At 67.9% G+C, this 21,862-nt stretch carries 23 protein-coding genes; 3 read left to right on the top strand and 20 right to left on the bottom strand.

What is annotated here, in order from left to right:
* Nucleotides 1-22: 22 nt before the first annotated feature.
* Nucleotides 23-976, top strand: coding sequence for a selenoneine biosynthesis selenosugar synthase SenB (gene senB, locus ACTFO6_RS06700; protein ID WP_439933680.1), 954 nt, complete (start codon nt 23-25; stop codon nt 974-976).
* A 35-nt stretch (nt 977-1,011) separates the two neighbouring features.
* Here the strand turns inward: senB and ACTFO6_RS06695 are convergent, their stop codons facing one another.
* The 16 genes from ACTFO6_RS06695 to rpsB all read right to left on the bottom strand — a co-directional run bounded on the left by ACTFO6_RS06695 (nt 1,012) and on the right by rpsB (nt 15,887).
* Nucleotides 1,012-1,467 (bottom strand): CopD family protein, encoded by a 456-nt coding sequence (locus tag ACTFO6_RS06695; protein WP_439933679.1) that lies wholly within the window; start codon nt 1,465-1,467, stop codon nt 1,012-1,014.
* A 28-nt stretch (nt 1,468-1,495) separates the two neighbouring features.
* On the bottom strand, nt 1,496-2,104 hold the full coding sequence (rnhB, locus tag ACTFO6_RS06690) for a ribonuclease HII (RefSeq protein WP_439933678.1): 609 nt from the start codon (nt 2,102-2,104) through the stop codon (nt 1,496-1,498).
* Entirely contained in the window at nt 2,101-3,264 is a 1,164-nt protein-coding gene (gene lpxB, locus ACTFO6_RS06685; RefSeq protein WP_439933677.1) for a lipid-A-disaccharide synthase, read from the bottom strand. Before lpxB ends, rnhB begins: the two co-directional genes overlap by 4 nt.
* A 5-nt stretch (nt 3,265-3,269) precedes the next feature.
* The gene (gene lpxA, locus ACTFO6_RS06680) at nt 3,270-4,067 is read right to left on the bottom strand and encodes an acyl-ACP--UDP-N-acetylglucosamine O-acyltransferase (RefSeq protein ID WP_439933676.1); all 798 of its coding nucleotides are present in this window, start codon (nt 4,065-4,067) and stop codon (nt 3,270-3,272) included.
* A gap of 34 nt (nt 4,068-4,101) precedes the next feature.
* Entirely contained in the window at nt 4,102-4,545 is a 444-nt protein-coding gene (gene fabZ, locus ACTFO6_RS06675) for a 3-hydroxyacyl-ACP dehydratase FabZ (RefSeq protein ID WP_333840122.1), read from the bottom strand.
* Nucleotides 4,542-5,600, bottom strand: coding sequence for a UDP-3-O-(3-hydroxymyristoyl)glucosamine N-acyltransferase (gene lpxD, locus ACTFO6_RS06670; protein WP_439933675.1), 1,059 nt, complete (start codon nt 5,598-5,600; stop codon nt 4,542-4,544). Before lpxD ends, fabZ begins: the two co-directional genes overlap by 4 nt.
* A gap of 56 nt (nt 5,601-5,656) precedes the next feature.
* The gene (locus ACTFO6_RS06665; protein WP_439933674.1) at nt 5,657-6,163 is read right to left on the bottom strand and encodes an OmpH family outer membrane protein; all 507 of its coding nucleotides are present in this window, start codon (nt 6,161-6,163) and stop codon (nt 5,657-5,659) included.
* An 18-nt stretch (nt 6,164-6,181) separates the two neighbouring features.
* Complete coding sequence (gene bamA, locus ACTFO6_RS06660) at nt 6,182-8,458, bottom strand: outer membrane protein assembly factor BamA (RefSeq protein WP_439933673.1); 2,277 nt, start codon at nt 8,456-8,458, stop codon at nt 6,182-6,184.
* Nucleotides 8,459-8,464: 6 nt separating this feature from the next.
* Complete coding sequence (gene rseP / locus ACTFO6_RS06655; RefSeq protein ID WP_439933672.1) at nt 8,465-9,832, bottom strand: RIP metalloprotease RseP; 1,368 nt, start codon at nt 9,830-9,832, stop codon at nt 8,465-8,467.
* A gap of 44 nt (nt 9,833-9,876) precedes the next feature.
* Nucleotides 9,877-11,127, bottom strand: coding sequence for a 1-deoxy-D-xylulose-5-phosphate reductoisomerase (gene ispC / locus ACTFO6_RS06650; protein ID WP_439933671.1), 1,251 nt, complete (start codon nt 11,125-11,127; stop codon nt 9,877-9,879).
* A gap of 5 nt (nt 11,128-11,132) precedes the next feature.
* Nucleotides 11,133-11,993: a phosphatidate cytidylyltransferase gene (locus tag ACTFO6_RS06645; RefSeq protein WP_439933670.1), complete on the bottom strand. Its 861-nt coding sequence runs from the start codon at nt 11,991-11,993 to the stop codon at nt 11,133-11,135.
* A gap of 13 nt (nt 11,994-12,006) precedes the next feature.
* Nucleotides 12,007-12,780: an isoprenyl transferase gene (locus tag ACTFO6_RS06640; protein WP_439933669.1), complete on the bottom strand. Its 774-nt coding sequence runs from the start codon at nt 12,778-12,780 to the stop codon at nt 12,007-12,009.
* Nucleotides 12,781-12,818: 38 nt separating this feature from the next.
* Nucleotides 12,819-13,376, bottom strand: coding sequence for a ribosome recycling factor (frr, locus tag ACTFO6_RS06635; RefSeq protein WP_439933668.1), 558 nt, complete (start codon nt 13,374-13,376; stop codon nt 12,819-12,821).
* A 35-nt stretch (nt 13,377-13,411) separates the two neighbouring features.
* The gene (gene pyrH / locus ACTFO6_RS06630) at nt 13,412-14,140 is read right to left on the bottom strand and encodes a UMP kinase (RefSeq protein WP_439933667.1); all 729 of its coding nucleotides are present in this window, start codon (nt 14,138-14,140) and stop codon (nt 13,412-13,414) included.
* Nucleotides 14,141-14,149: 9 nt separating this feature from the next.
* Nucleotides 14,150-15,034, bottom strand: coding sequence for a translation elongation factor Ts (gene tsf / locus ACTFO6_RS06625; protein ID WP_439933666.1), 885 nt, complete (start codon nt 15,032-15,034; stop codon nt 14,150-14,152).
* 103 nt (nt 15,035-15,137) lie between these two features.
* Nucleotides 15,138-15,887: a 30S ribosomal protein S2 gene (rpsB, locus tag ACTFO6_RS06620; protein WP_439933665.1), complete on the bottom strand. Its 750-nt coding sequence runs from the start codon at nt 15,885-15,887 to the stop codon at nt 15,138-15,140.
* A 258-nt stretch (nt 15,888-16,145) separates the two neighbouring features.
* Here rpsB and map point away from each other — a divergent pair, with 258 nt between their 5' ends.
* Nucleotides 16,146-16,955, top strand: coding sequence for a type I methionyl aminopeptidase (gene map, locus ACTFO6_RS06615; RefSeq protein ID WP_439933788.1), 810 nt, complete (start codon nt 16,146-16,148; stop codon nt 16,953-16,955).
* A gap of 4 nt (nt 16,956-16,959) precedes the next feature.
* On the top strand, nt 16,960-19,542 hold the full coding sequence (locus ACTFO6_RS06610; protein WP_439933664.1) for a [protein-PII] uridylyltransferase: 2,583 nt from the start codon (nt 16,960-16,962) through the stop codon (nt 19,540-19,542).
* Between the two features lies 1 nt (nt 19,543).
* Here the strand turns inward: ACTFO6_RS06610 and def are convergent, their stop codons facing one another.
* The 4 genes from def to ACTFO6_RS06590 form a co-directional block, all read right to left on the bottom strand.
* Nucleotides 19,544-20,077 carry a peptide deformylase gene (def, locus tag ACTFO6_RS06605; protein ID WP_439933663.1) on the bottom strand — a complete coding sequence of 178 codons (534 nt, stop codon included), beginning with the start codon at nt 20,075-20,077 and terminating at the stop codon, nt 19,544-19,546.
* The gene (locus ACTFO6_RS06600; RefSeq protein WP_439933662.1) at nt 20,067-20,813 is read right to left on the bottom strand and encodes an S-methyl-5'-thioinosine phosphorylase; all 747 of its coding nucleotides are present in this window, start codon (nt 20,811-20,813) and stop codon (nt 20,067-20,069) included. The genes def and ACTFO6_RS06600 overlap by 11 nt, the downstream gene beginning before the upstream one ends.
* A gap of 98 nt (nt 20,814-20,911) precedes the next feature.
* Complete coding sequence (locus ACTFO6_RS06595; RefSeq protein ID WP_439933787.1) at nt 20,912-21,457, bottom strand: hypoxanthine-guanine phosphoribosyltransferase; 546 nt, start codon at nt 21,455-21,457, stop codon at nt 20,912-20,914.
* Nucleotides 21,458-21,466: 9 nt separating this feature from the next.
* The gene (locus ACTFO6_RS06590) at nt 21,467-21,835 is read right to left on the bottom strand and encodes a DsrE/DsrF/DrsH-like family protein (protein ID WP_147798263.1); all 369 of its coding nucleotides are present in this window, start codon (nt 21,833-21,835) and stop codon (nt 21,467-21,469) included.
* Between the last annotated feature and the right edge of the window lie 27 nt (nt 21,836-21,862).

The raw sequence follows: 21,862 nt of genomic DNA, 5'->3' as shown, positions 1-21,862 counted from the left end.
GTCCAAGTTTAATCCGCCCCTGTTGCCCTTGAGAATCGCCATCGTCACTCCCTCGGCGGCTACCCGCCGCACCGGCAACCGCCGGACGGCGGCGCGCTGGCGCCGCTTCCTGGGGGAAGCGGGCCATGACGTCCGGGTTTACGGCCGCTGGACGGGCGAACCCGCGGAGCTCATGCTGGCCTTGCACGCACGGAAAAGCCATCCCGCGATCCGCGCCTTCCGCGAGGCCTTTCCCCGCCGCCCCCTGGTGCTGGCCTTGACCGGCACCGACCTCTATCGGGACATCCGCACCGATTCCGAGGCCCAGGAATCCCTCCATCTCGCCACCCGCTTGGTAGTGCTACAGGAGCGGGGGGCCGACGAGCTGGAGCCGGTCCTCCGGCCCAAAGTGCGGGTGGTCTATCAATCGGCCTCGCCCCTCGCGGTGCGCTGGCGTCTGCCCGGCCGGGCGGTATGCGTCGTCGGGCACCTGCGGGAGGAAAAGGATCCCTTCCGCGCTGCCCAGGCCCTGGCCCATATCCCCTCCGCCGTGCCGATCCACGTGATGCAACTAGGCGCCGCCCTAGCGCCCCAATTCGCCCGGGAGGCCCAGGCCCTCATGGCCCGGGAACCCCGCTACCGCTGGCTCGGGGAGCTGCCCCACGGGCAGGCGCGGCGAACGCTGGCCGCCTCCTGGCTCATGGTGGTGAGCTCCTTCATGGAAGGAGGCGCCAACGTGATCGCCGAAGCCGTGATGTCGGGGGTGCCGGTCATCGCCTCTCGCATTCCCGGCAACGTGGGCATGCTGGGGGAGGATTACCCCGGCTATTTTCCGGTGGGCGACGAGCGGGCCCTCGCTCAAGCGCTCCTGCGCGCCGACCGGGATCCCGGCTACTACGAGGCCCTGCGCGCCGCCTGCGCGGCACGCCGGCCTCTGTTCCACCCGCAACGGGAGAAAGAAGCCCTTCTCGCCGCCCTGGACGAGCTTAGGAGTTGAGGGGGCCGGCGGAAAGACCCGTCTTGAGGCGGCCTTCAACCCATGTCATAGGCCAGGGGGCCCAGGGTCGCCACGGCCACGTTGATCAACCCCAGGGCCAGGTTGATCCCCACCAGGACGCGGATCTGGGACAGGGCCGCCCCGGCCGCCTGCCAGTCTCCGGCGGCGCAGCCCCGTTTGAGGGCGGTGAAGGGGAGAAAATAGACGTAGAAGAAAATGACCGCCATCACGATGCCGATCACCATCATGGCGAGGATATAACCCGGCAGCGCCCCGATCTCTCCCACCATGTGGAAGCCGGAGAGGAGGATCAGAATCACCGCCGCCCACACCCAGAGGAAGAAGCGGCGGAACACCGCCGCCCAGAGCTTGAGCCGGGCCGGCGGCTCCAGGGTCTCCACAGCCGCCGGGCGCAGCGCCATGTAGGCGAAAAACATGCCCCCGATCCATACCACTGCCGACAGGATGTGCAGGAAGATGGCGACTCGCATGGGATCGACTCCTCGTTGTTGGTTGGATTCAATCGCAATCCGCGGGCTCCCCGGCCGGCGCCGCCTCCAGCAGGGCCCGCACGGGCGCGAAGCTTCTCCGGTGCACCGGGCTCACCCCGTGGCGGCCGAGGGCCGCCAAGTGCTCTTGCGTCGGATAGCCCTTGTGCCGGTCGAAGCCGTAGAGGGGATAAAGGGCGTCGAGCCGCACCATTTCCGCATCCCGGGCCGTCTTGGCCAGGATCGAGGCGGCGGCGATCTCGGGAACGCGATCGTCGCCTCCGATGATCGCCTCCACCGCCAGCTCGACGGGGGGGCAGTGGCAGCCGTCCACCAGCACCCGGTCGGGGCGCACGCCCAAGGCCGCGACCGCCCGCGCCATGGCCAGCAGGCTCGCCTGGAGGATGTTAAGCCGATCGATTTCCTCCACCTCGGCGCGTCCGAGGGCCCAGGCCGCGGCCGAGCGGCGGATGGCCTCGGCCAGCGCCGCCCGCCGCCCGGGGGCGAGCTTTTTCGAGTCCCGCAGGCCGGCGATGGGGCGGTGCGGGTCGAGCACCACGCAGGCGGCATAGACGGGTCCCGCCAGGGGACCCCGGCCCGCTTCGTCCACGCCCGCGATCACCGGCAGAATTCGCTTCATGGCCTGTCCAGGAGGTCGAGCACCGCCCGGGCCGCCGCGTTGGCGTTGTCCCGTTTGAGGATCCGGTGCAGGGCGGTGAATTCCCGGCGGATGCTTTCGAGCCGCGCCGGATCGTCGAGCTGGTCGAGCAGCGCCTGGCCCAGGGCTTCGGGCGTGGCGGCGTCCTGGATGAGCTCCGGCACGACGAACTTGCCCGCTAGGATGTTGGGCAGCCCCACGTAGGGCAGGTAGCCCCGGTTCTTCACCAGCCGCCAGGTGAGGGGCGAGATCTTGTAGGTGATCACCATGGGACGCTTGTGCAGGGCGGTCTCCAGGGTGGCGGTGCCGGAGGCGGCGATCACCCCGTCCGCGGCCGCCATGGCGGCGTGGGCCTGCCCCGGAAGCAGCCGCATGCCCAGGGCATCCACGTCCCCGGCGCGGGCCGCCGCCCGTTCGAAGCGCTCGGCGGTTTGCCGGTTGACCAGGGGCACGACGAACTGGACCCCGGGACGCGCTCGTCGCAGCCACACCGCCGCGTCGACGAAGAGATCCGCCATGTAGTCGAGCTCCGAGACCCGGCTGCCCGGAAGCAGCGCCACCACCAGCCGATCCTGGGGCAGGCCCAGTCGGGCGCGGGCGGCCGCCCGGTCCGGCGTCTCGGAAATCGCGTCCGCCAGGGGGTGGCCCACGTAGGTCACTGGAATGCCGTGGTCGCGGTAAAGAGGCTCCTCGAAGGGAAACAGGGCGAGCACGCGATCGGCGGCCCGGGCCACCTTGTGGATCCGCTTTGCCCGCCACGCCCACACGGTGGGGCCCACGTACTGCACGGTGCGGATTCCCCGCGCCCTCAGGGCGATCTCCAGGTCCAGATTGAAGTCGGGCGCGTCCACGCCGACGAAGAGGTCGGGGGGATCCGCGAGTAGCCGGTCCCGCAGCTTGCGCCGGATGCCCACGATTTCGAAATAGTGGCGCAGCACCTCCGCGTAGCCCATGACCGAGAGCTTCTCCATGGGGAAGAGGGCCTCCACCCCGGCCTCCATCATGCGCGGGCCGGCGATGCCATAGAAATGCGCGTCCGGGTGAAGGCGCCGGAGGGCTTGGACGAAGGGGGCCGCCAGGGCGTCCCCGGAGGGCTCGCCCGCCGTGATCGCGATGCGCAGCCGGGACTCTGACGCCCTCATGGAGGCTAGCGAATGATGCCGCGGGAGGCGCGCCCGAGGAAATCCACCAGGACGGCCAGCTCCGAATGGGAAGCGGCCTGCTGCACCAGCTCGGCCCGCGCCTCCTCCAGGGTGCGGCCCGCCTTGTACAGGGTCTTGTACGCCCGCTTGACGGCCAAGATGGAGTCGCCAGAGAAACCCCGCCGGCGCAGCCCCTCCGCGTTGATCCCATGGGGCTTGGCCGGGTTGCCCGAGGCGGTCACGTAAGGGGGCAGGTCCTGGAGCAGCACCGTTCCCATTCCCGTGAGGGAATGGGCGCCGATGTGCACGAACTGGTGCACCACGGTGAAGCCCCCCAGGATGGCGTAGTCCCCCACGTGCACGTGTCCCGCCACCTGGGCATTGTTGGCGAACACCGTGTGATCGCCCACTTGGCAATCGTGGGCGAGATGCACGTAGGCCATGATCCAGTTGTGGTGGCCCAGCCGGGTGACGCCCGCGTCCTGGGCGGTGCCCACGTTGAAGGTGCAGAACTCGCGGATCGTGTTGTCGTCGCCGATTTCCAGCCGGGTCTCTTCGCCCCCGTACTTCTTGTCCTGGGGGATCTCCCCCAGGGAGCAGAAGTGGAAGATGCGATTGCGCTCGCCGATGCGGGTCTTGCCGGTGATGACCACGTGGTGCCCGATCCAGGTCCCGGCGCCCACCTCCACGCCGGGACCGATCACGCTGTACGCCCCCACGGTCACGTCCGGCGCCAGCCGGGCGCCCGGGTCCACGAGGGCGGTGGGATGGATGGCCGCCCGGCCGGTGGATGATTCCTTCACGGTCTCGCCCCTCGCCTCCGCAACTCCCGTGCCGTTACAGGGAGCGCACGGTGCACATGAGCTCCGCTTCGGTGGCCACCTGGCCGTCCACGCTGGCCCGCGCCGCGTACTTCCAGACCCCTTTCACCTGGCGCAGGATCTCCACCTCCAGGACGAGCTGATCCCCGGCGGTGACCGGCTTCTTGAAGCGGGCGGCGTCGATGCCCACGAAGTAGTACACCGAGCTGTCGCTGCGCTCGTGCCCCATGGAGTGCAGGGTCAGGGTCGCCGCCGCCTGGGCCAAGGCCTCGATGATCAGCACCCCCGGCATGATGGGATGGTGGGGGAAATGCCCCTGGAAGAAAGGCTCGTTGATGGTAACGTTCTTGAGTGCCCGGATGCGCTTGCCCGGCTCCAGCTCCAGCACCCGATCCACCAGCAGAAAAGGATAGCGGTGGGGCAGGTACTTCATGACCTCGTGAATGTCGAGAGAAATCAAGGTGCGTTCCTTTCGAGCCGAGCAAGCCGCGCCTTCAGCTCCTTGAGCTCCCGCGCCATCTCCTCTAGGCGGCGCAGGTGAGGGGCGTTCTTGAGCCATTCCCGGTGGGGAAGAAAGGGAAAGATGGAGGTGTAGACGCCCGGCGTGTCGATGGACTTGAGGATGGTGGTGCCGCCGGAGACATCGGTGTGATCCGCGATCTCGATGTGGCCCTGGATCATGGCTGCGCCGCCGATGCGGCAATGGCGGCCCACCCGGGTGCTCCCGGCGATGCCGGCGCATCCGGCGATGGCGCTGTGGGCGCCAATGCGGCAGTTGTGGCCGATCTGCACCTGGTTGTCGATCTTTACCCCGTCTTCGATCACCGTGTCCTCGATCGCGCCCCGGTCGATGGTGGTGTTGGCGCCGATCTCCACGTCGTCGCCGATCACCACGCGCCCGAGCTGGGGGATCTTGAGCCAGCGCCCGTTTTCCAGCGCCATGCCGAAGCCGTCCGCCCCGATCACCGCGCCCGCGTGCAGGATGCAGCGCCGGCCGATCACGCAATCGTGGTAGACCACCACGCCCGGGTACAACAGGGTCTCTTCCCCGATGCTCACCCGCTCCCCGACGGAACAGCCGTCCAGCACCCGGGCCCCCTCCCCGAGGGCGGCGCCGGCCCCGATCCGGGCGCAGGCGCCCACCGTGGCCGAAGCCGGCACTCGGGCAGTGGGGTCCACCACCGCGGACGGGTGCACGCCCGGAACGGCCTTGGGGGGCGGGTTGAGGTAGGCGGCCACCTTGGCGTAATAGGCGTAGGGGTTGTCGGCCACGATCCGGGGGCGGGAGGTCTCTCCGGCGAAGGGCCGCGAGAGGATCACCGCGCCCGCCCGGGTCGAGCGCAGGCTGGAACGGTAGCGGGGGTTGCTGAAGAAGGCGATCTGGTCGGGGCCGGCCCCCTCCAGGGTGCCCACCTGGCGCACGCGCGCTTGCCCGTCGCCGATCAGCTCGCCGCCGAAGCGCGCCACCAGCTCGGACAGGGGGGCACCGGATACGCCGGAAGTTTCTGCCGCCATGGGCTCTCGCCTTCTTATCGGTCGGAGGGCGCCTTCGTGAAAGGCCCGGGCCGAACCTATTTCTCCGCGTCCAGGGCCTTGATGACCCTGTCGGTAATGTCGATGCGCGGGCTGCGGTAGACCACCGCCTCCTGCTGCAGGATCAGGTCGTATTTTTCCTGCTCGGCGATCTGCTTGATCACCCGGTCCGCCTTCTGCAGGATCTGCGCCGTTTCTTCGTTGCGCCGCAAGTTCAAGTCTTCCCGGAACTCCCGCTGGGCCCGCTGCAAGTCCCGGTTGAGGTTGGCCAGGTCCCGCTCCTTCTTGGTCCGCTCGGACTCGGGCAGGGTGACCCCGTCCTTTTCCAGGGAGGCCTGTAGGTCCCGCGCCTGCTTGACCATCTTCTGGATCTCCTGGTCGCGGGCGCTGAACTCCCGCTCGATCTTTTTCTGGGCGCGCACCGCAGGCGTCGATTCCCGCAAGATCCGCTCCACGTGGACGGTGCCGATCTTCAACTCCGCGGCCCAGGCCGGGCCGGCGCCCAGCACCAGGGCCAGCGCGGCCAGGGCCGTCCTTGCTTTCATCCTCATAGCTGGTCCTTCTCAGAAAGTGCGTCCCAACTGGAACTGGAACGGTTCCTTCTTGTCCGTGTCCTTCGCGTTGAGCGGGAAGCCCAGGGAGAGGCGCAGCGGCCCCACGGGCGAGAGCCAGCTCACGCTCACGCCGGTGGAAAATCTGACGCCCTCGCTTCCCGCCTTGGCCTCGTCGCCGTACACCGCGCCGGCGTCGAGAAAGACGCTCATGCGCGCGGTCTTGTCGTCGCGGAAGCCGGGAAAGGGGAAGAAAACTTCCGCGCTCCCCACCACCATCCTGTTGCCCCCCAGGGCCTCGTCGTTCACGTCCCGCGGGCCCAGCGACCCAGTCTCGAAACCGCGCACCGTGTTGATGCCGCCAGCGAAGAAATTCTTGTAGAAGGGCAGCGGCTTGTCGTTGTACCCGTCGCCGTAGCCCACCTCCCCGCGCAGCAGCAGGCTCCAGGTGCGCCCCAGGGGCATGAACCACTGCTGCTGATAGGAAAGCTTGTAGTATTGCAGGTCGCCCACGGGGAGGGAAACCTCCGCGCCCGCCCGCTGGAAGCGCCCCGAGCGGGGGAAGAAGGCGCTGTCCCGGGTGTCCCGCTGCCAGGCTACGGTGAACGGGAAGTTGGTGTTGCTCTCGCCGAAGGTGTTGACGAAGTCGACGAAACGCTGGGGGCTGTCGGCGAAAACGCTCACCTCGGTATTCTCCGCCCCTAGCCCAAAGAGGATGGTGTCGTCGGCCGTGACTGGAACCCCCAGCCGGAAGTTGAGACCCAGGGTGGAGGTCTTGTAGCTACCCACGTCCAGGGAGGTGGAATCCACGTCCCGCTTGAAGATGTCGAAGCCGCGGCTCACGCCGTCCACGGTCCAGTAGGGCTGGGTGAACGAGAGCGCGTACACGGTGTTGACCTTGCCTGAGTTCACCTGCAACGACAGGGCGTTGCCGGTGCCCAGGAAATTGTTCTGGGAGATGGACCCGCTCAGCACCAGGCCCTCCGAGCTGGAAAACCCGGCCCCCAGGAGCAGCGCCCCGGTTGGCTGCTCCTCCACCGTGAAGACCACGTCCACCTGGTCGGTGGTGCCCGGAACCGCCGGCGTCTCCACGTTCACCTGCTTGAAATACCCCAGGCGATCGAGGCGCTTCTTCGACTCCTCGATTCTGCGCGCCGAATACCACGCCCCTTCCAGCTGGCGCAGCTCCCGGCGAATCACCTCGTCCCGGGTGCGCGTGTTGCCCTGGATGCTGATCCGCCGCACGTAGACCCTGCGCCCAGGGTCGACGAAGAAAGTGAAGGCCACCTCCTTCTTGTCCTTGTCCATCTGGGGCACCGCGTTCACGTTGGCGAAGGCGTAGCCTTCGTCGCCCAGGCGATCGGTGATGAGCTTGCTCGATTCGGTCACCTTGGCCCGGGAGAACACTTCCCCGGGCTTGATCTTCACGAGCTTGCGCAGCTCCTCTTCCGGGATGCGCAGGTCGCCCTCCAGCTTCACGTCCGAGACGGTGTAGCGGGAGCCTTCCGTGATGGCGATGGTGATGTAAATGTCCCGCTTGTCCGGCGTGATGGAGACCTGGGTGGAGTCGATGCCGAACTCCAGGTAGCCCTGGTCCAGATAAAACGAGCGCAGGGTCTCCAGGTCCGCCGACAACTTCTGCCGGGAGTACTGGTCGTTCTTGGTGTACCAAGTGATCCAGCCGGGAGTGGTGAGCTGGAACAGGCCGAGCAACTGGGACTCGGAGAACGCCCGATTGCCCACGATGTTGATCTGGCGGATCTTGGCCACCTCCCCCTCGTCCACGGTGAAGGTGATGGCCACCCGGTTACGGTCGAGGGGAGTGACGGTGGTGCTCACTTGCACGCCGTATTTGCCCCGGCTCAGGTACTGGCGCTTGAGCTCCTGCTCGGCACGTTCCAGCAGCGCCCGGTCGAAGATGCGCGCCTCCGCCAGCCCCACCTGCTTCAGCGCCGCGCGCAACTGCTCCAGATCGAATTCCCTCACCCCGATGAAATCGATCTGGGAGATCGCGGGGCGCTCTTCCACGAAGACCACCAGCACGTCCCCGTCGCGCTCCAGCCGCACGTCTTTGAAGAAACCGGTGCCGTACAGGGCCTTAATGGCCGCAGAGGCTCTTTCCTGGGTGACCGTGTCGCCCACTTTGAGGGGCAGGTAGCTGAAGACGGTGCCGGCCTCGATCCGCTGGATTCCTTCCACGCGGATGTCGCGCACCACGAACGGTTCGAAGGCGTGGGCCGAGAAGGAGATCAGGGCTGCGGCCATGAGGCCGAGGAGCCTGCGCTTCATCCGTTCTCAGCCCGACAAGAGTCGATTGAGGTCATTGTATAAAGCAAAAGCCATGAGGACGAACAGCAGCGCCACGCCGACCTGCTGCCCGAGCTCCATGGCCTTTTCAGAAACGGGACGGCCCTTGAAAATCTCGACGATATAATACATTAAGTGCCCGCCATCGAGCACGGGAATCGGCAGCAGGTTGAGCACGCCCAGGCTCACGCTCACCAGCGCGATGAAGCTCACGTAGGGTATCCAGCCGAGCTGGGCGGACTGGCCCGCGTAATCGGCGATGGTGATGGGGCCGCTCACGTTGCGCCACGAAACCTCGCCAAGGAGCATGCGCCAGAGCATGCGCAGCGTGAGGGCCGTCGTGTCCCAGGTCTTGGCCGCCGCCCGGCCCATCGCCTCCAGCGGCCCATAGCGCTGGATCACCACTAGGGAACGGGCGGACTCGGACTGGGTGCGGACCTCGATGCCGATGCGGCCGGTCGTTTCGCCGCCCTTCCCCACCGGCTCGGGAACCACCGTGACCCGCACCCGGGCGTCGCCGCGCAGCAGCTCGAATTCCAGGGCGCGGCCGGGGTTGTCCTGGGCCTTCTTCACCACCTGGTCGGCCCGGCGGACCGGCTCCCCATCGATGGCCTCGATCACGTCGCCCTCCCGAAGCCCCGCCCGTGCCCCGGCCCCGCCGCTCAAGACCCGCCCCACGCTCACGACGCCGCTCGCGCGGTAAGGCACAAGCCCCAGCCGGGCGAGCAGCTCCGCGTCCAGATCTTCGGCGCCGAGGGCGGAAAGATCCAGGGAGCGCGCCACCCGCTGGCCTTCGGCGGTTTCCACCTCCAGCGCCAGCTTGTCCCGTCCCAGGGCCCGGTCGAGGAGCCGCAGCCGCACGTCCTGCCAAGTGGCGACCGGCTTGCCGTCGATGGCGACCAGCGTGTCCCCTTCGGCGAGCCCCGCCACGGCTGCGGCCGTACCCGGCTCCACCGGCCCCAACACGGGCTTCACCCCCGGCACCCCGGTGAGGAACAGCAGCCAGTAGAGGGCGACGGCCAGCAGGAAATTGGCGAGCGGCCCCGCCAGCACGATGGCGAAACGGCGGTACACCGACTGGCGATTGAACGCCCGGTGGCGCTCTTCGGGCCGCACCTGGCCTTCCCGCTCGTCCAGCATCTTGACGTAGCCGCCCAGGGGAAAGGCCGAGATCACCCATTCGGTCCGGTCGCGCCCGGCGCGCCAGACGAGGAGCGGCTTTCCGAAGCCCACCGAGAACCGGAGCACCTTCACGCCGCACCAGCGCGCGACAGCGTAGTGCCCCAACTCGTGGAATACGATCAGGACGCCCAGGGCGAGGAGAAAGGCGACGAGGGTGAGCAGAAAGTCTGGCATACCGCAACGAGGCCGCGCGTGCGCCCCTGGATCAAAAAAATCGATTATACAAGAGAAACCAGACGATCCCGGGCGGCCTCCCGCCCCGCGCGGTCGGCGCCCAGCACGTCTTCGAGGCAGCGAATCGCCGCCGGCGGCACCCGATCCAGCGCATAGTTGATCAGGTCCGGGATCGCGGTAAAGGGAATCCGCCGCTCCAAAAACGCTTCGACCGCCACTTCGTTGGCGGCGTTCAGCACGGCCGGCGCGTTGCCCCCGGCTTCGATGGCGCGGTAGGCGAGGGCAAGACAGGGGAAGCGTTCCAGGTCCGGCGCCTCGAACTCGAGCCGGCCGAAACCCACCACGTCCACCAGGGGCACGCCCGCGTCGATGCGTTCCGGATAGCCCAGGGCATAGGCGATGGGGGTGCGCATATCCGGGTAGCCCAGTTGGGCGATCACCGAGCCGTCCCGGTACTCCACCATGGAATGGATGATGCTCTGGGGATGGACCACCACCTGCACCCGGTCCACCGCCACGTCGAACAGCCAGCACGCCTCGATCACTTCCAGGCCCTTGTTCATCAAGGTAGCGGAGTCCACCGAGATTTTCTTCCCCATGGCCCAGTTGGGATGGGCACACGCCTGCTCCGGCGTGACCGAGGAGAACGCCTGGGCCGGCAGGGTGCGCAACGGCCCGCCGGAAGCGGTGAGCCAGAGCCGGCGCACGCCGGCGGCGTCGAGATTAGTCCTGCGGGCGCCCGGCAGCGCCTGGAGAATGGCGTTGTGCTCGCTGTCCACCGGAAGGAGCGTGGCGCCGTGGAGGCGCACCGCCTCCATGAAGACGCCGCCCGCCATGACCAGGGCCTCCTTGTTGGCGAGCAGCACCGTTTTCCCGGCGCAAGCGGCCGCCATGGCGGACTTGAGCCCGGCCGCCCCCACAATCCCCGCCACCACCACGTCCGCCTCCGGCGCCCCGGCCACCTGGGCGAACGCCTCTTCTCCCCAGAGCACTTCCGTGGCGAGGCCCTCGTCCCGCAACAACCCCGCCAGGCGTTGGGCGTCGCCCGGCTCGCGCAGCACCGCGTAGGCAGGGCGGAAGGCCCGACACTGATCGAACAGCCGATCCACCCGTTGCTTCGCCGCCAGCGCCAGCACCCGGAACCGCTCGGGGTTACGGGCCACCACGTCCAGGGTATTGAGCCCGATGCTGCCGGTGGAGCCGAGCACCACCACGCTCCGGGGCGTCCGGTCGAGTCGTTCACCCGGAAAGGAAGGGAGAGGAGTCGGCTGCAGGGGTTCGCCGATCGGTTCCATGGTCCTCAAGGGCCGCCGATAGGGCGGGCCAGCCCCGCGAGCAGGCCCGCCACCGGCAACGCCGCTGTCAGGCTGTCGACCCGGTCCAATACGCCGCCGTGGCCGGGAAGAAGGGTGCCGCTGTCCTTCACGCCCGCGTGCCGTTTGACGGCGGACTCGAACAGATCGCCCAGCACGCTCACCGCCGCCAGGGCCACCAGTAGCAGTGTAATCCAAAGGCCTTCAGCCCAGAACACGCGCACCGCCCCCGCCGTCTGGACCAGGATGGCGCCCAGGGCCACCGCGACCAGGGCCCCCATCAATCCCTCCCAGGTCTTGCCGGGGCTGATGACGGGGGCGAGCTTGCGCCGTCCCCAACGCCGCCCCACCAGGTAAGCGGCGCTATCGGCTACCCAGACCGCGGCCAGCACCAGCAGCAGCTCGGCTGGGCTCCCCCCCCTCAGGACCACTGCGGCCACGCCCGCCGGCACCAGCACCAGGGCGCCGGCACCGAGCAGCACGGGGAGAGGAAGCCGCGGCCAGCCCCGGGCGAACCAGGCGGGCACCGCCACCAGCCAGAACAGGGTTGCGGCGGTGAACACCGCCCAGGGGATCGGTGACCCTGGGCCTGCCCCCGTCCAGCCCAACAGGGCCACCAGGGCACCGATGCCGAGGGCATAGACGAGCCTGGAGACCGCCGCCGCCCCCGCGAGGGCGCCCCATTCCCATGCGGCCAGGGCGACGGCGCTGGCGATCAGGGCGGTCCAGGCGGGGTACGGGAAGAAAAACAGAGCGGCCAGGAACAGGCCGAGCAGCCCGGCTGCCGTGAGGACTCGAGACGCAAGGGTCGGGGTCAAAGCGCCGGATGGGGCGGGTCGGCGTCCCACGCCGGGAAGCCTCCTAAGCCGGTTTGCGCCGCTCCAGGGTTTCGGCCAATTGCTCGCTGGTGCGGCCGAAGCGCCGCTCCCGCTGCTGATACCAGAGGATCGCTTCGTGCAGCGCCCGAGCGTCGAAGTCGGGCCACAGGATGTCGGTGAAGTACAGCTCGGTGTAGGCGAGCTGCCACAGCAGGAAGTTGCTCACCCGCTGCTCCCCCCCGGTGCGGATGAACAGATCCGGCTCCGGCGCGTAGCTCATGGCCAGATAGGGCGTGAGGTCGGTTTCCGCGAACCGGGTCGCCAGCTCCGGCCGCGCTTGCAGCATGCGCTGGACCGCTTGCATGATGTCCCAGCGCCCGCCGTAGTTGACCGCCACGGTGAGGGTGAGCCGCCGGTTGCTCCGGGTGAGGGCCTCCGCCTGCTCGATCAGCCGCACCAGCCGCTCCTCCAGCCCCTCCCGGCTGCCCACGACCTTCAGCCGGATGCCGTTCTCGTGCAGTTTCACCACCTCCTGCTCCAGCATGCTGACGAAAAGCTGCATGAGGAAGTTGACCTCCTCCTTCGGCCGCCGCCAGTTCTCGCTGCTGAAGGCGAACAGGGTGAGGTACTCGACCCCCAGCTCGCCGCAGGCGCGCACCGTCGCGCGCACCGCCTCCATTCCCTTGCGGTGGCCGGCCACCCTGGGCAGGAAGCGCCGGCGCGCCCAGCGGCCGTTGCCGTCCATAATCACGGCGATGTGCCGGGGGATGGCGCCCACCGGCGGGATGCTCAGCGTGCTGCTCTGGTGCTCGCTCATCGGGCTCCTTTCATGGGTCGCGGGGAAACGGCCCCGGCCTAGACCGCCATCAGGTCAGCTTCCTTCCCTTGCAGGACCTTGTCCACCTCGGCGATATAGCGGTCGGTGAGCTTCTGGATCTCGTCCTGGGCGCGCCGCTCTTCGTCCTCGGAGATCTTCTTCTCCTTGAGCAGCTCCTTGAGCTGGGCGATGGCGTCGCGGCGTACGTTGCGGATCGCCACCCGGGCGCTCTCCGCCTCGTGCCGCACCAGTTTGATCAGCTCCCGGCGGCGCTCTTCGGTGAGGGGCGGCATGGGCACCCGCACCGTGTCTCCCACCGTGGCCGGATTGAGCCCCAGATCCGAGTCCCGGATGGCTTTCTCGATCTTGGGCAGCATGTTCTTTTCCCAGGGGGTGACGCCTATGGTGCGGGCGTCCAGCAGGGTCAGGTTGGCCACCTGGTTGAGGGGCGTGGGGGCGCCGTAGTAATCCACCGTGATGTGCTCCAGCAGGCCCGTGTGGGCGCGCCCCGTGCGCACCTTGGAGAACTCGGCCTTCAAGGCCTCCACGCTCCTGTGCATCTTGTGATCTGCGGTCTTTTTCACGTCGGCGATCATGGCTCGTTCCTTCTGGCTTGCGGACGAGGCGGGCATCAGCACTCGACCAGGGTTCCTTCGTCCTCGCCCATCACCACGCGCTTCAGCGCCCCCGGCTTGAAAATGCTGAACACCTTGACCGGCAGCTTCTGGTCGCGGCACAGGGTGAGGGCGGTGGCGTCCATCACCTTGAGGTTGCGGATGATGGCCTCGTCGAAGGTCAGGCGCTGGTAGCGCATGGCGTCGGGGTGGATCATCGGGTCCTCGGTGTAGACCCCGTCCACCTTAGTCGCCTTCAGCACCACGTCCACGTTCATTTCCATGCCCCGCAGCGCCGCCGCCGTGTCGGTAGTGAAGAACGGGTTGCCCGTGCCCGCGGCGAAAATCACCACCTTGCCCTCCTCCAGGTAGCGCATGGCCTTGCCGCGGATGTAGGGCTCCGCCACCTGCTCGATATTGAGGGCCGACTGCACCCGGCTCGGCAGACCCACCCGGCGCATGGCGTCTTGCAGCGCCAAGGCGTTCATCACCGTGGCGAGCATGCCGATGTAGTCGGCGGTGGCCCGATCCATGCCGGCCGCGGCCGGGGCCACCCCGCGGAAGATGTTGCCGCCGCCGATCACCACCGCGATCTGCACCCCCAGCACCGCCACCTCCTTGATCTCGGAGACGATGCGCTCGATGGTGGCGCGGTTGATGCCGTAGCTGTCTTCCCCCATGAGCGCTTCCCCGCTCAGCTTGAGCAGGATGCGCTTGTAGACCGGGCGCGACGCGGGGGCGTCCATCGGCGGGGCTCAGCGGGCTTGAGCGGCCTGGGCCATCACCTCAGCGGCGAAGTCAGACTGCTTTTTTTCGATGCCCTCCCCCACGACGAAGAGGACGTACCCCGCCACCGAGGCGCCCTTCTCCTTGAGCAGGGCTTCCACCGTGCGCTTGTCATCCTTCACGAACGGCTGTCCGAGGAGCGTCACTTCCCGGAGGAACTTCTGCACCGCGCCCTCCACCATCTTCTCCACGATGGGGGCGGGCTTGCCCGATTCGGCCGCCTTGGCGGCGGCGATGTCCCGCTCCTTCTGGATCAGCTCCGCCGGAACCTGCTCGCGGGAGACGGCGATGGGCTTGGACGCAGCGATGTGCATCGCCAGATCCTTGGCCAGAGCCTCGTCGCCGCCCGCGACGTCCACCAGCACGCCGATCTTGGCCCCGGCGTGGACGTAGGAGGCGAGCCGGCCTTTCGCCACGAGCCGGGCGAAGCGGCGCACGGAAATGTTCTCCCCGATGCGCCCCACCAGCGCCTTGCGCGCCTCCTCCACCGTGGCCCCGTTCATGGGCAGGCGCAAGAGCGCCTCCACGTCGGCAGGATTGCTCTGTGCCACCAGGGTCGCAAGCTGATTGGCGAAAGACTGGAAGTCCTGGTTCTTGGCCACGAAATCTGTCTCGCAATTGACTTCGACGATGGCCCCGAGCCGGGCGTCGGGATTCAAATGCACGGCGACGATGCCTTCGGCGGCGAGGCGGCCGGCGGCCTTGGTGGCCTTGTTGCCCAGCTTGATGCGCAGGATCTCTTCCGCTTTGGCCATGTCCCCGCCCGCCTCGGCGAGGGCTTTCTTGCACTCCATCATGGGCGCGTCGGTCTTGTCGCGCAGTTCCTTGACCATGCTTGCGGTGATTTCCGCCATGTTTCGCTCCTGACCTTCCTGGATCGCGGGCGGCCCCAGGCCGCCCGCGGCTGCAGATCTCAAAAAAAGGGGGCTTTCCGCCCCCTCTCCGTCTCGTCCTTTGTCATTCTTCCTGCGGCGTCGCCTCGGGATTGTCGACTTCGACGAACTCGTCCTCGACCAGCTCCTTGATGATTTGACTGCGCCCTTCCAAGACGGCGTCGGCAATGCCCCGGGCATAGAGCCGGATCGCCCGGGCCGAGTCGTCGTTACCCGGGATCACGTAGGTGATGCCCTCCGGCGAATGGTTGGTATCCACCACCGCCACCACCGGGATGCCCAGCTTGTTGGCTTCCGACACCGCGATCTTGTGGAATCCCACGTCCACCACGAAGAGGGCGTCCGGAAGCGCATTCATGTCCTTGATGCCGCCGAGGCTGCGCTCCAGCTTGTCCAGCTCCCGCTTGAGCCGCAGCGCCTCCTTCTTCGGCAGCCGCTCCATGGAGCCGTCCTCCACCATGGCCTCCAGCTCCCGCAGCCGCTTCACCGACTGCTTCACCGTCTTGAAGTTGGTGAGCATCCCGCCCAGCCAGCGGTAGTCCACGTAGGGGCTGCCGCAGCGGATCGCCTCTTCGCGGACGATTTCCCGGGCCTGGCGCTTGGTCCCCACGAAGAGGATGGTGCCCTTGTTGGCGGCAAGCCGTCGCACGTAGGCGGTAGCCTCCAGGTAGAGGGGCAGGGTTTTTTCCAGGTTGATGATGTGGATGCGGTTGCGGTGGCCGAAGATATAGGGTGCCATCTTCGGGTTCCAGAAGCGGGTCTGGTGCCCGAAATGGACGCCCGCCTCCAGCATTTGACGCATGGTGATCGACATTTGCGCTCCGTAGGCAAGGGTTGAGCCTCCACCCGCCCGGTCGACTCGGCCGCGCCGAGCACCCTCGCGGGGCGGGTGTGGGAATTTCGTTCCATAAACAAGATATTGAACGAATTTTGAATTTTAACATCAAAAATCCGCACGCCTCAAGGCAAAAACGCTTTTCATTGTCACCGCCGAGTCGATCTTCTATCCTACTCGCTTGCCAACGGATGAATGGGCCCTCGTTCGAAGGGCCGAGGATTTCGCTTTATGGACATGCCGGCGCGCAGCGGGGTCGTGATCAAGACCCCGGAGGAAATCGAGGCTATGCGCCTCGCCGGGCGCCTCGCGGCTGAGGTGCTGGATTTCATCACCCCTTACGTGAAACCGGGCGTGTCCACTGGCGAGCTGGACACTCTGTGCCACGAGTACATGGTCAAGGTGCAGAAGACCGTCCCCGCACCCCTCAATTACGCCCCGCCGGGCTATCCCCCCTTCCCCAAGTCCATCTGCACCTCCGTCAATCACCAGGTGTGCCACGGGGTTCCCGGAGACCGCAAGCTGAAAGCCGGCGATATCGTCAACATCGACGTCACGGTGATCAGGGACGGGTTCCACGGCGACACCAGCCGCATGTTCTTCGTGGGGGAGCCCTCGATCCTGGCCCGGCGGCTGTGCCAGGTCACCTACGAGTGCATGTGGCGCGGCATCCGGGCGGTGGCCCCGGGGCGCCACCTGGGGGACATCGGGCACGCGATCCAGGCCCACGCCGAAAGCCACGGCTTCAGCGTTGTGCGGGAGTTCTGCGGCCACGGCATCGGGCGCAAGTTCCACGAGGAACCCCAGGTGCTGCACTACGGGCGCCCGGGCACCGGGATGAAGCTCGTGCCCGGGATGATCTTCACCATCGAGCCCATGATCAACGCCGGCAAGCCCGGGGTGCGCCAGCTCGCGGACGGCTGGACCGTGGTCACCAAGGACCACAGCCTTTCCGCCCAGTGGGAGCACACGGTGCTGGTGACCGAGCGGGGCTACGAAGTCCTGACCCTCTCCCCTGGCGCCCCGCCTGAGCCCCCCCTCGACTGAGCCCATGGCCGCCCGCGCCGATGCCACGGCCCCGGCGGCGCTCCTCGCCGACCTGAAACGGGAGCTGGCGGCGGAGCGGGAGCGGTTGCGGGAAGCCTACCGGCAGCGCCCCCACCCCGATCGGGCCTTGCGCCGGCACGCCCGGCTGGTGGACCGGGTATTGCGGGAGCTGTGGCGGCGGCTCGCCATGCCTCCCACCCTGGCCCTCGCGGCGGTGGGCGGCTACGGTAGAGGAGAGCTGTTCCCTTATTCCGACGTGGACGTGCTGGTGCTGCTGCCCGCGCCGGCGGACGCGGCCCTCGCCCCGGCCCTGGAGCGGCTGGTGGGCGCCCTGTGGGACGTGGGCCTGGACACGGCCCACAGCGTGCGCACCGTGGACGAGTGCCTGGAGGAGGCGCGTCGGGACATCACCATCGAAACCACCCTCCTGGAGGCGCGCCTGCTGGCGGGCAACCGGGCCCTGTTCCGCCGGCTGAAATCGGCCCTCGCGGCCACCCTGGACCCGGCGGCGTTCCTGCGGGGCAAGCGCTTGGAGCAGGAGCAGCGCCACCAGCGCTACCACGACGCCTCCACCAACCTGGAACCCAACCTGAAGGAGAGCCCGGGAGGGCTGCGGGACCTGCAGACGATCCTGTGGATCGCCCAAGTCTGCGCCCTGGGCAAGGGCTGGCGGGACCTGGCGCAGAAGGGCCTCCTCTCCGGGGAAGAGGCGCGGCAGTTGCGGCGCCAGGAAGCGAAGCTCAAGGACCTGCGCATCCGGCTCCATTACCTGGCCGGGCGCCGGGAGGATCGGCTGCTCTTCGACTTCCAGACGGCCCTGGCCCGGGAGCTGGGGCTCACCGATCGGGGAGTGCGGCGGGCGGGAGAGCTCTTGATGCAACGCTACTACCGGGCCGCCCGGGTGGTGGCCCAGCTCAACGTGATCCTGCTCCTCGACCTGGAGGCCCGGGTCGACCCGCCGCCGCCCGGAGAGCCCCAAGTGCTCAACGAGCGCTTCCAGGTGGTGAACGGGCTGCTCCAGGCGCGGGACCCGGATGTCTTCCTCAGGCATCCCAGCGCCATCCTGGAGAGCTTCCTCCTCTTGCAGCAGCATCGGGAAATCCAGGGCCGGGACGCCCAGACGCTGCGGGCCTTGTGGCGTGCGGTGGGACAGGTGGGGGCGCGGCTGCGCCGGGACCCGGACAGCCCGGGGCTCTTCATGGAGATCCTGCGCCAGCCGGCCGGCGTCACCCGGGAGCTGCGCCGCATGAATCGCTACGGGGTGCTCGGGCTCTACATCCCGGCTTTCGGCCGCATCGTGGGCCAAATGCAGCACGATCTCTACCACGTCTACACCGTGGACGAGCACATCCTCATGGTGGTGCGCAACCTGCGGCGCTTCGCGGTCACCGAATTTGCCCACGAATACCCCCTCTGCAGCCGCCTCATGGCCGAGTTCGAGGGGCCCGAGGTGCTGTACCTGGCCGCCTTGTTCCACGACATCGCCAAGGGGCTCGGCGGCGACCACTCCAGCCTGGGCGCCCTCGAGGCGCGGCGTTTCTGCCGCCGCCATCCTCTCCCCCCGGAAGACGCGGAGCTGGTGGAATGGCTGGTGCGCCACCACCTGGTAATGTCCCACACCGCCCAGAAGCAGGATCTCTCGGACCCGGAAGTCATCGCCCGCTTCGCCCGGCTGGTCGGCACCGACCGGCGGCTCACGGCCCTTTACCTGCTCACCGTGGCCGACATCCGCGGTACCAGTCCCAAGGTGTGGAACGCGTGGAAAGCGAAGCTGCTGGAGGATCTCTTCCACCTGACCCGGCGACACCTCTCCGGGCAGGCGCCGCCCCCCGCCAGCCTGCTGGAAGCGCGGCAGGGCGAAGCGCTGCGCCTGCTGCGCCTGGCGGCGGTGCCCGACGGGGCCCATGAGCGCCTATGGTCCAAGCTGGACGTGGCCTACTTCCTACGCCACGCCCCGGAGGAGATCGCCTGGCACACCCGGGTCCTCAACTACCGGGTGGACACGCCGACCCCGGTGGTCAAGGCCCGGCTCGCCCCCGGGGCCGAAGGTATCCAGGTGCTCGTCTATTGCCCGGACCAGCCCCGCCTCTTCGCCCGTCTCTGCGACTGTTTCGCCCGGATCAACTTTTCCATCGCCGAGGCGAAGATCTATACCACCCGCCACGGCTACGCCCTGGACAGCTTCCTGGTGCTGGACCCAGAGAACAAGTCCCTGTCCTACCGGGATCTCACCAGCTACCTGGAATACGAGGTGAGCCGGGCCCTGGAAGGACCCGCCGCCCCTCCCCCGCCCCTCGGGCGCGTCAGCCGGCAGATGAAGCACTTCCCCATCGTCCCCCAGGTGCACATTCGGCCCGACGACTACGGGCGCCACCGCATCCTGTCCATCGTGGCGGGGGACCGCACGGGGCTGCTTTCCCGCGTAGCCCGGGTACTGCACGACCACGGCGTCAACGTGGAGAGCGCCCGCATCGCCACCCTAGGGGAGCGGGCGGAGGACACCTTCCTGATTTCGGGAGGCCAGCTCGGCGACGACAAGGCGGTGGTGCGCCTGGAGACCGACCTGCTGGAAGCGTTGAAGACCTGACCTACGCTTCAATGCCGGCCAGGTCCGGGAACAGCACGTCGGTGAAGCCGAACTGGGTTAAGTCGCGGATGCGCATGGGATAGAGAATGCCCTGCAGGTGGTCGCACTCGTGCTGCACCACCCGGGCGTGGAAGCCGCTCACCGTCCGGTCGATGGGGTTGCCCCGGGCGTCGTGGCCCCGGTAGCGGACGCTGCGGTAGCGGGGCACGAGGCCCCGCATCCCCGGCACTGAGAGGCAACCTTCCCAGCCCTCCTCTAGGGTTTCGTCCACCGGCGTGATCTCGGGATTCACCAGCACCGTGAAGGGCACCTCCTCCACGCCGGGGTAGCGGGGGTTCCTGGTCACTTCGAAGATCACCACCTGGAGCCCCACGCCGATCTGGGGCGCGGCGATGCCCGCCCCGTTCAACGCCCGCATGGTGTCGACGAGATCCTGCACCAGGGCGTGGAGCTCGGGGGTATTGAACCGTCCCACCGGACGCGCCGGGGCGAGCAGCCGGGGATCGCCCATGCGCAAGACTTCCCTAATCGCCATACGCTTCCACCACGTGCTCCAGGATGTTGCGCACCCGGGCCATGGCCCCTTTGAGCACCTTGGCCACGTCCTCCATCCGGATGCCCTCGGCGCTGTCCGCTCGGCCGGCGGCATAGTTGGCCACCACCGCGAGGGCCGCGTAGCTCAAGCTGAGCTCCCGGGCCAGGGCTGCCTCGGGCATCCCGGTCATTCCGACCATATCGGCCCCGTCCCGTTCCAGCCGGTCGATCTCCGCGGCGGTCTCCAGCCGCGGGCCCTGGGTGGCGGCGTACACGCCCCCCACCACGACCGGCTCCCCCGCCCGCCGCGCCGCCTCGATGCACAAGGCCCGGGTCCGCTCGCAATAGGGGTGGGTGAAGTCGATATGGGTGACCGGGGTCGCGTCGGACTCGTAAAAGGTAAAGGCCCGCCCGTGGGTGTAGTCGATGATCTGGTCGGGAATGGCGATCACGCCGGGAGTGAGATCCCGGCGGATGCCCCCCACCGACGCCACCGACACCACCGCCCGGACCTTTTCCGCCTGCAGGGCCCACAGGTTGGCCCGGTAGTTCACCGCGTGGGGCGGGATGGTATGGCCGTAGCCGTGGCGCGCGAGAAACACCACCGGGCGGTCCCGGATGGTGCCGAAGGTGAGGGGGCAGGAAGGCTCCCCGTAGGGGGTACGCACCACCTTGCGGCCGGTGATCTGCAGATTGGGCAGGGTGGTCAGCCCCGATCCGCCGATGATCGCCAACATGGGTGAACGAAACTTTCAGGCTCGCGGGAAGATGCGAACAATTTGGCCAAGGAGCCGCATGGTATCGGGCCGGCCGGCGCCGGTAAAGGGAGTTTGCCTCAGTTTTCCGCCAGGGCGTAGATGGCGGGCAGGTTGCGCCAGGCGCCGTAGACGTCCATGCCGAAACCGAAAACGTATCGATTGGGCACCCGCAGTCCCACGAAGTCGGCCCGGACGGGTTTCTCCCGGCCGATATCCTTGTCCGCCAGCACGGCGCTGTAGAAGTCCTGGGCGCCCGCCTCCAGAATCCGGGCCCGGATGGCCGCCAGGGTCTCGCCCTCGTCCAGGATGTCGTCCAGCACCAGCACCACGCGCCCCCGGGTGCGCTCCGGCGGCTCGATGCGCCACTGCACGTCAGCCCCCGAGGTCCTGCCCCGGTAGCGGGAGACGTAGAGGGTGTCGAAATCCAGGGGGAAATCGAGCAGGGGTAGGAGCTGACCGGTGAACACCACCGCCCCGCCCATCACGGGAAGCACAAGGGGATAGCGCTCGCCCAGCGCGCCGGTGATTTCCCGGGCGAGCCGCCGCACCGCCGCTCCCACCTGCTCGGCGGACCACACCAGCTCGGCCTGGTTCAGAATCTGGCGGGCGCGTTGCGGATCCAGCTTAAGCCCTCAATAGGTGAAAGTGACCACGTTCTCGTCCATGGCCTGCTCGATCACGTAGGCCCCGCCCACGGTTTCCTCAATCTCGGGAATCAGGTCGTCCCCCCACAGCTCCAGGGTAGGCGTGCACACCTTGAAATGCACCCCGGCCTCGTGGGCGTCCTTGATGAAATCGTACACGCTCTTGGGCGAGCCGGGCTTGACGTAGAGCTTTTCCGCCACGCCCTTCTTCGCCAGCTCCCCCGCCCGGGCGGTGAGGATGACTTCCACTTCGTAGTCCATGGCGGCAGCCACGGTGGCCTGGAAGAACGGCGCCCCCAGCTCGGGGCCGTCGCTCGGGTCCGTGTTCACCATCACGATCATCAGCTTGTTCGGCATCGGCGTCTCCAACAGGGTGTGTGGAAC

Source organism: Pelomicrobium sp. G1 (assembly GCF_051905455.1).
GTDB lineage: Bacteria > Pseudomonadota > Gammaproteobacteria > Burkholderiales > UBA6910 > Pelomicrobium.
This window is presented reverse-complemented; position numbering and strand designations above follow the sequence as displayed.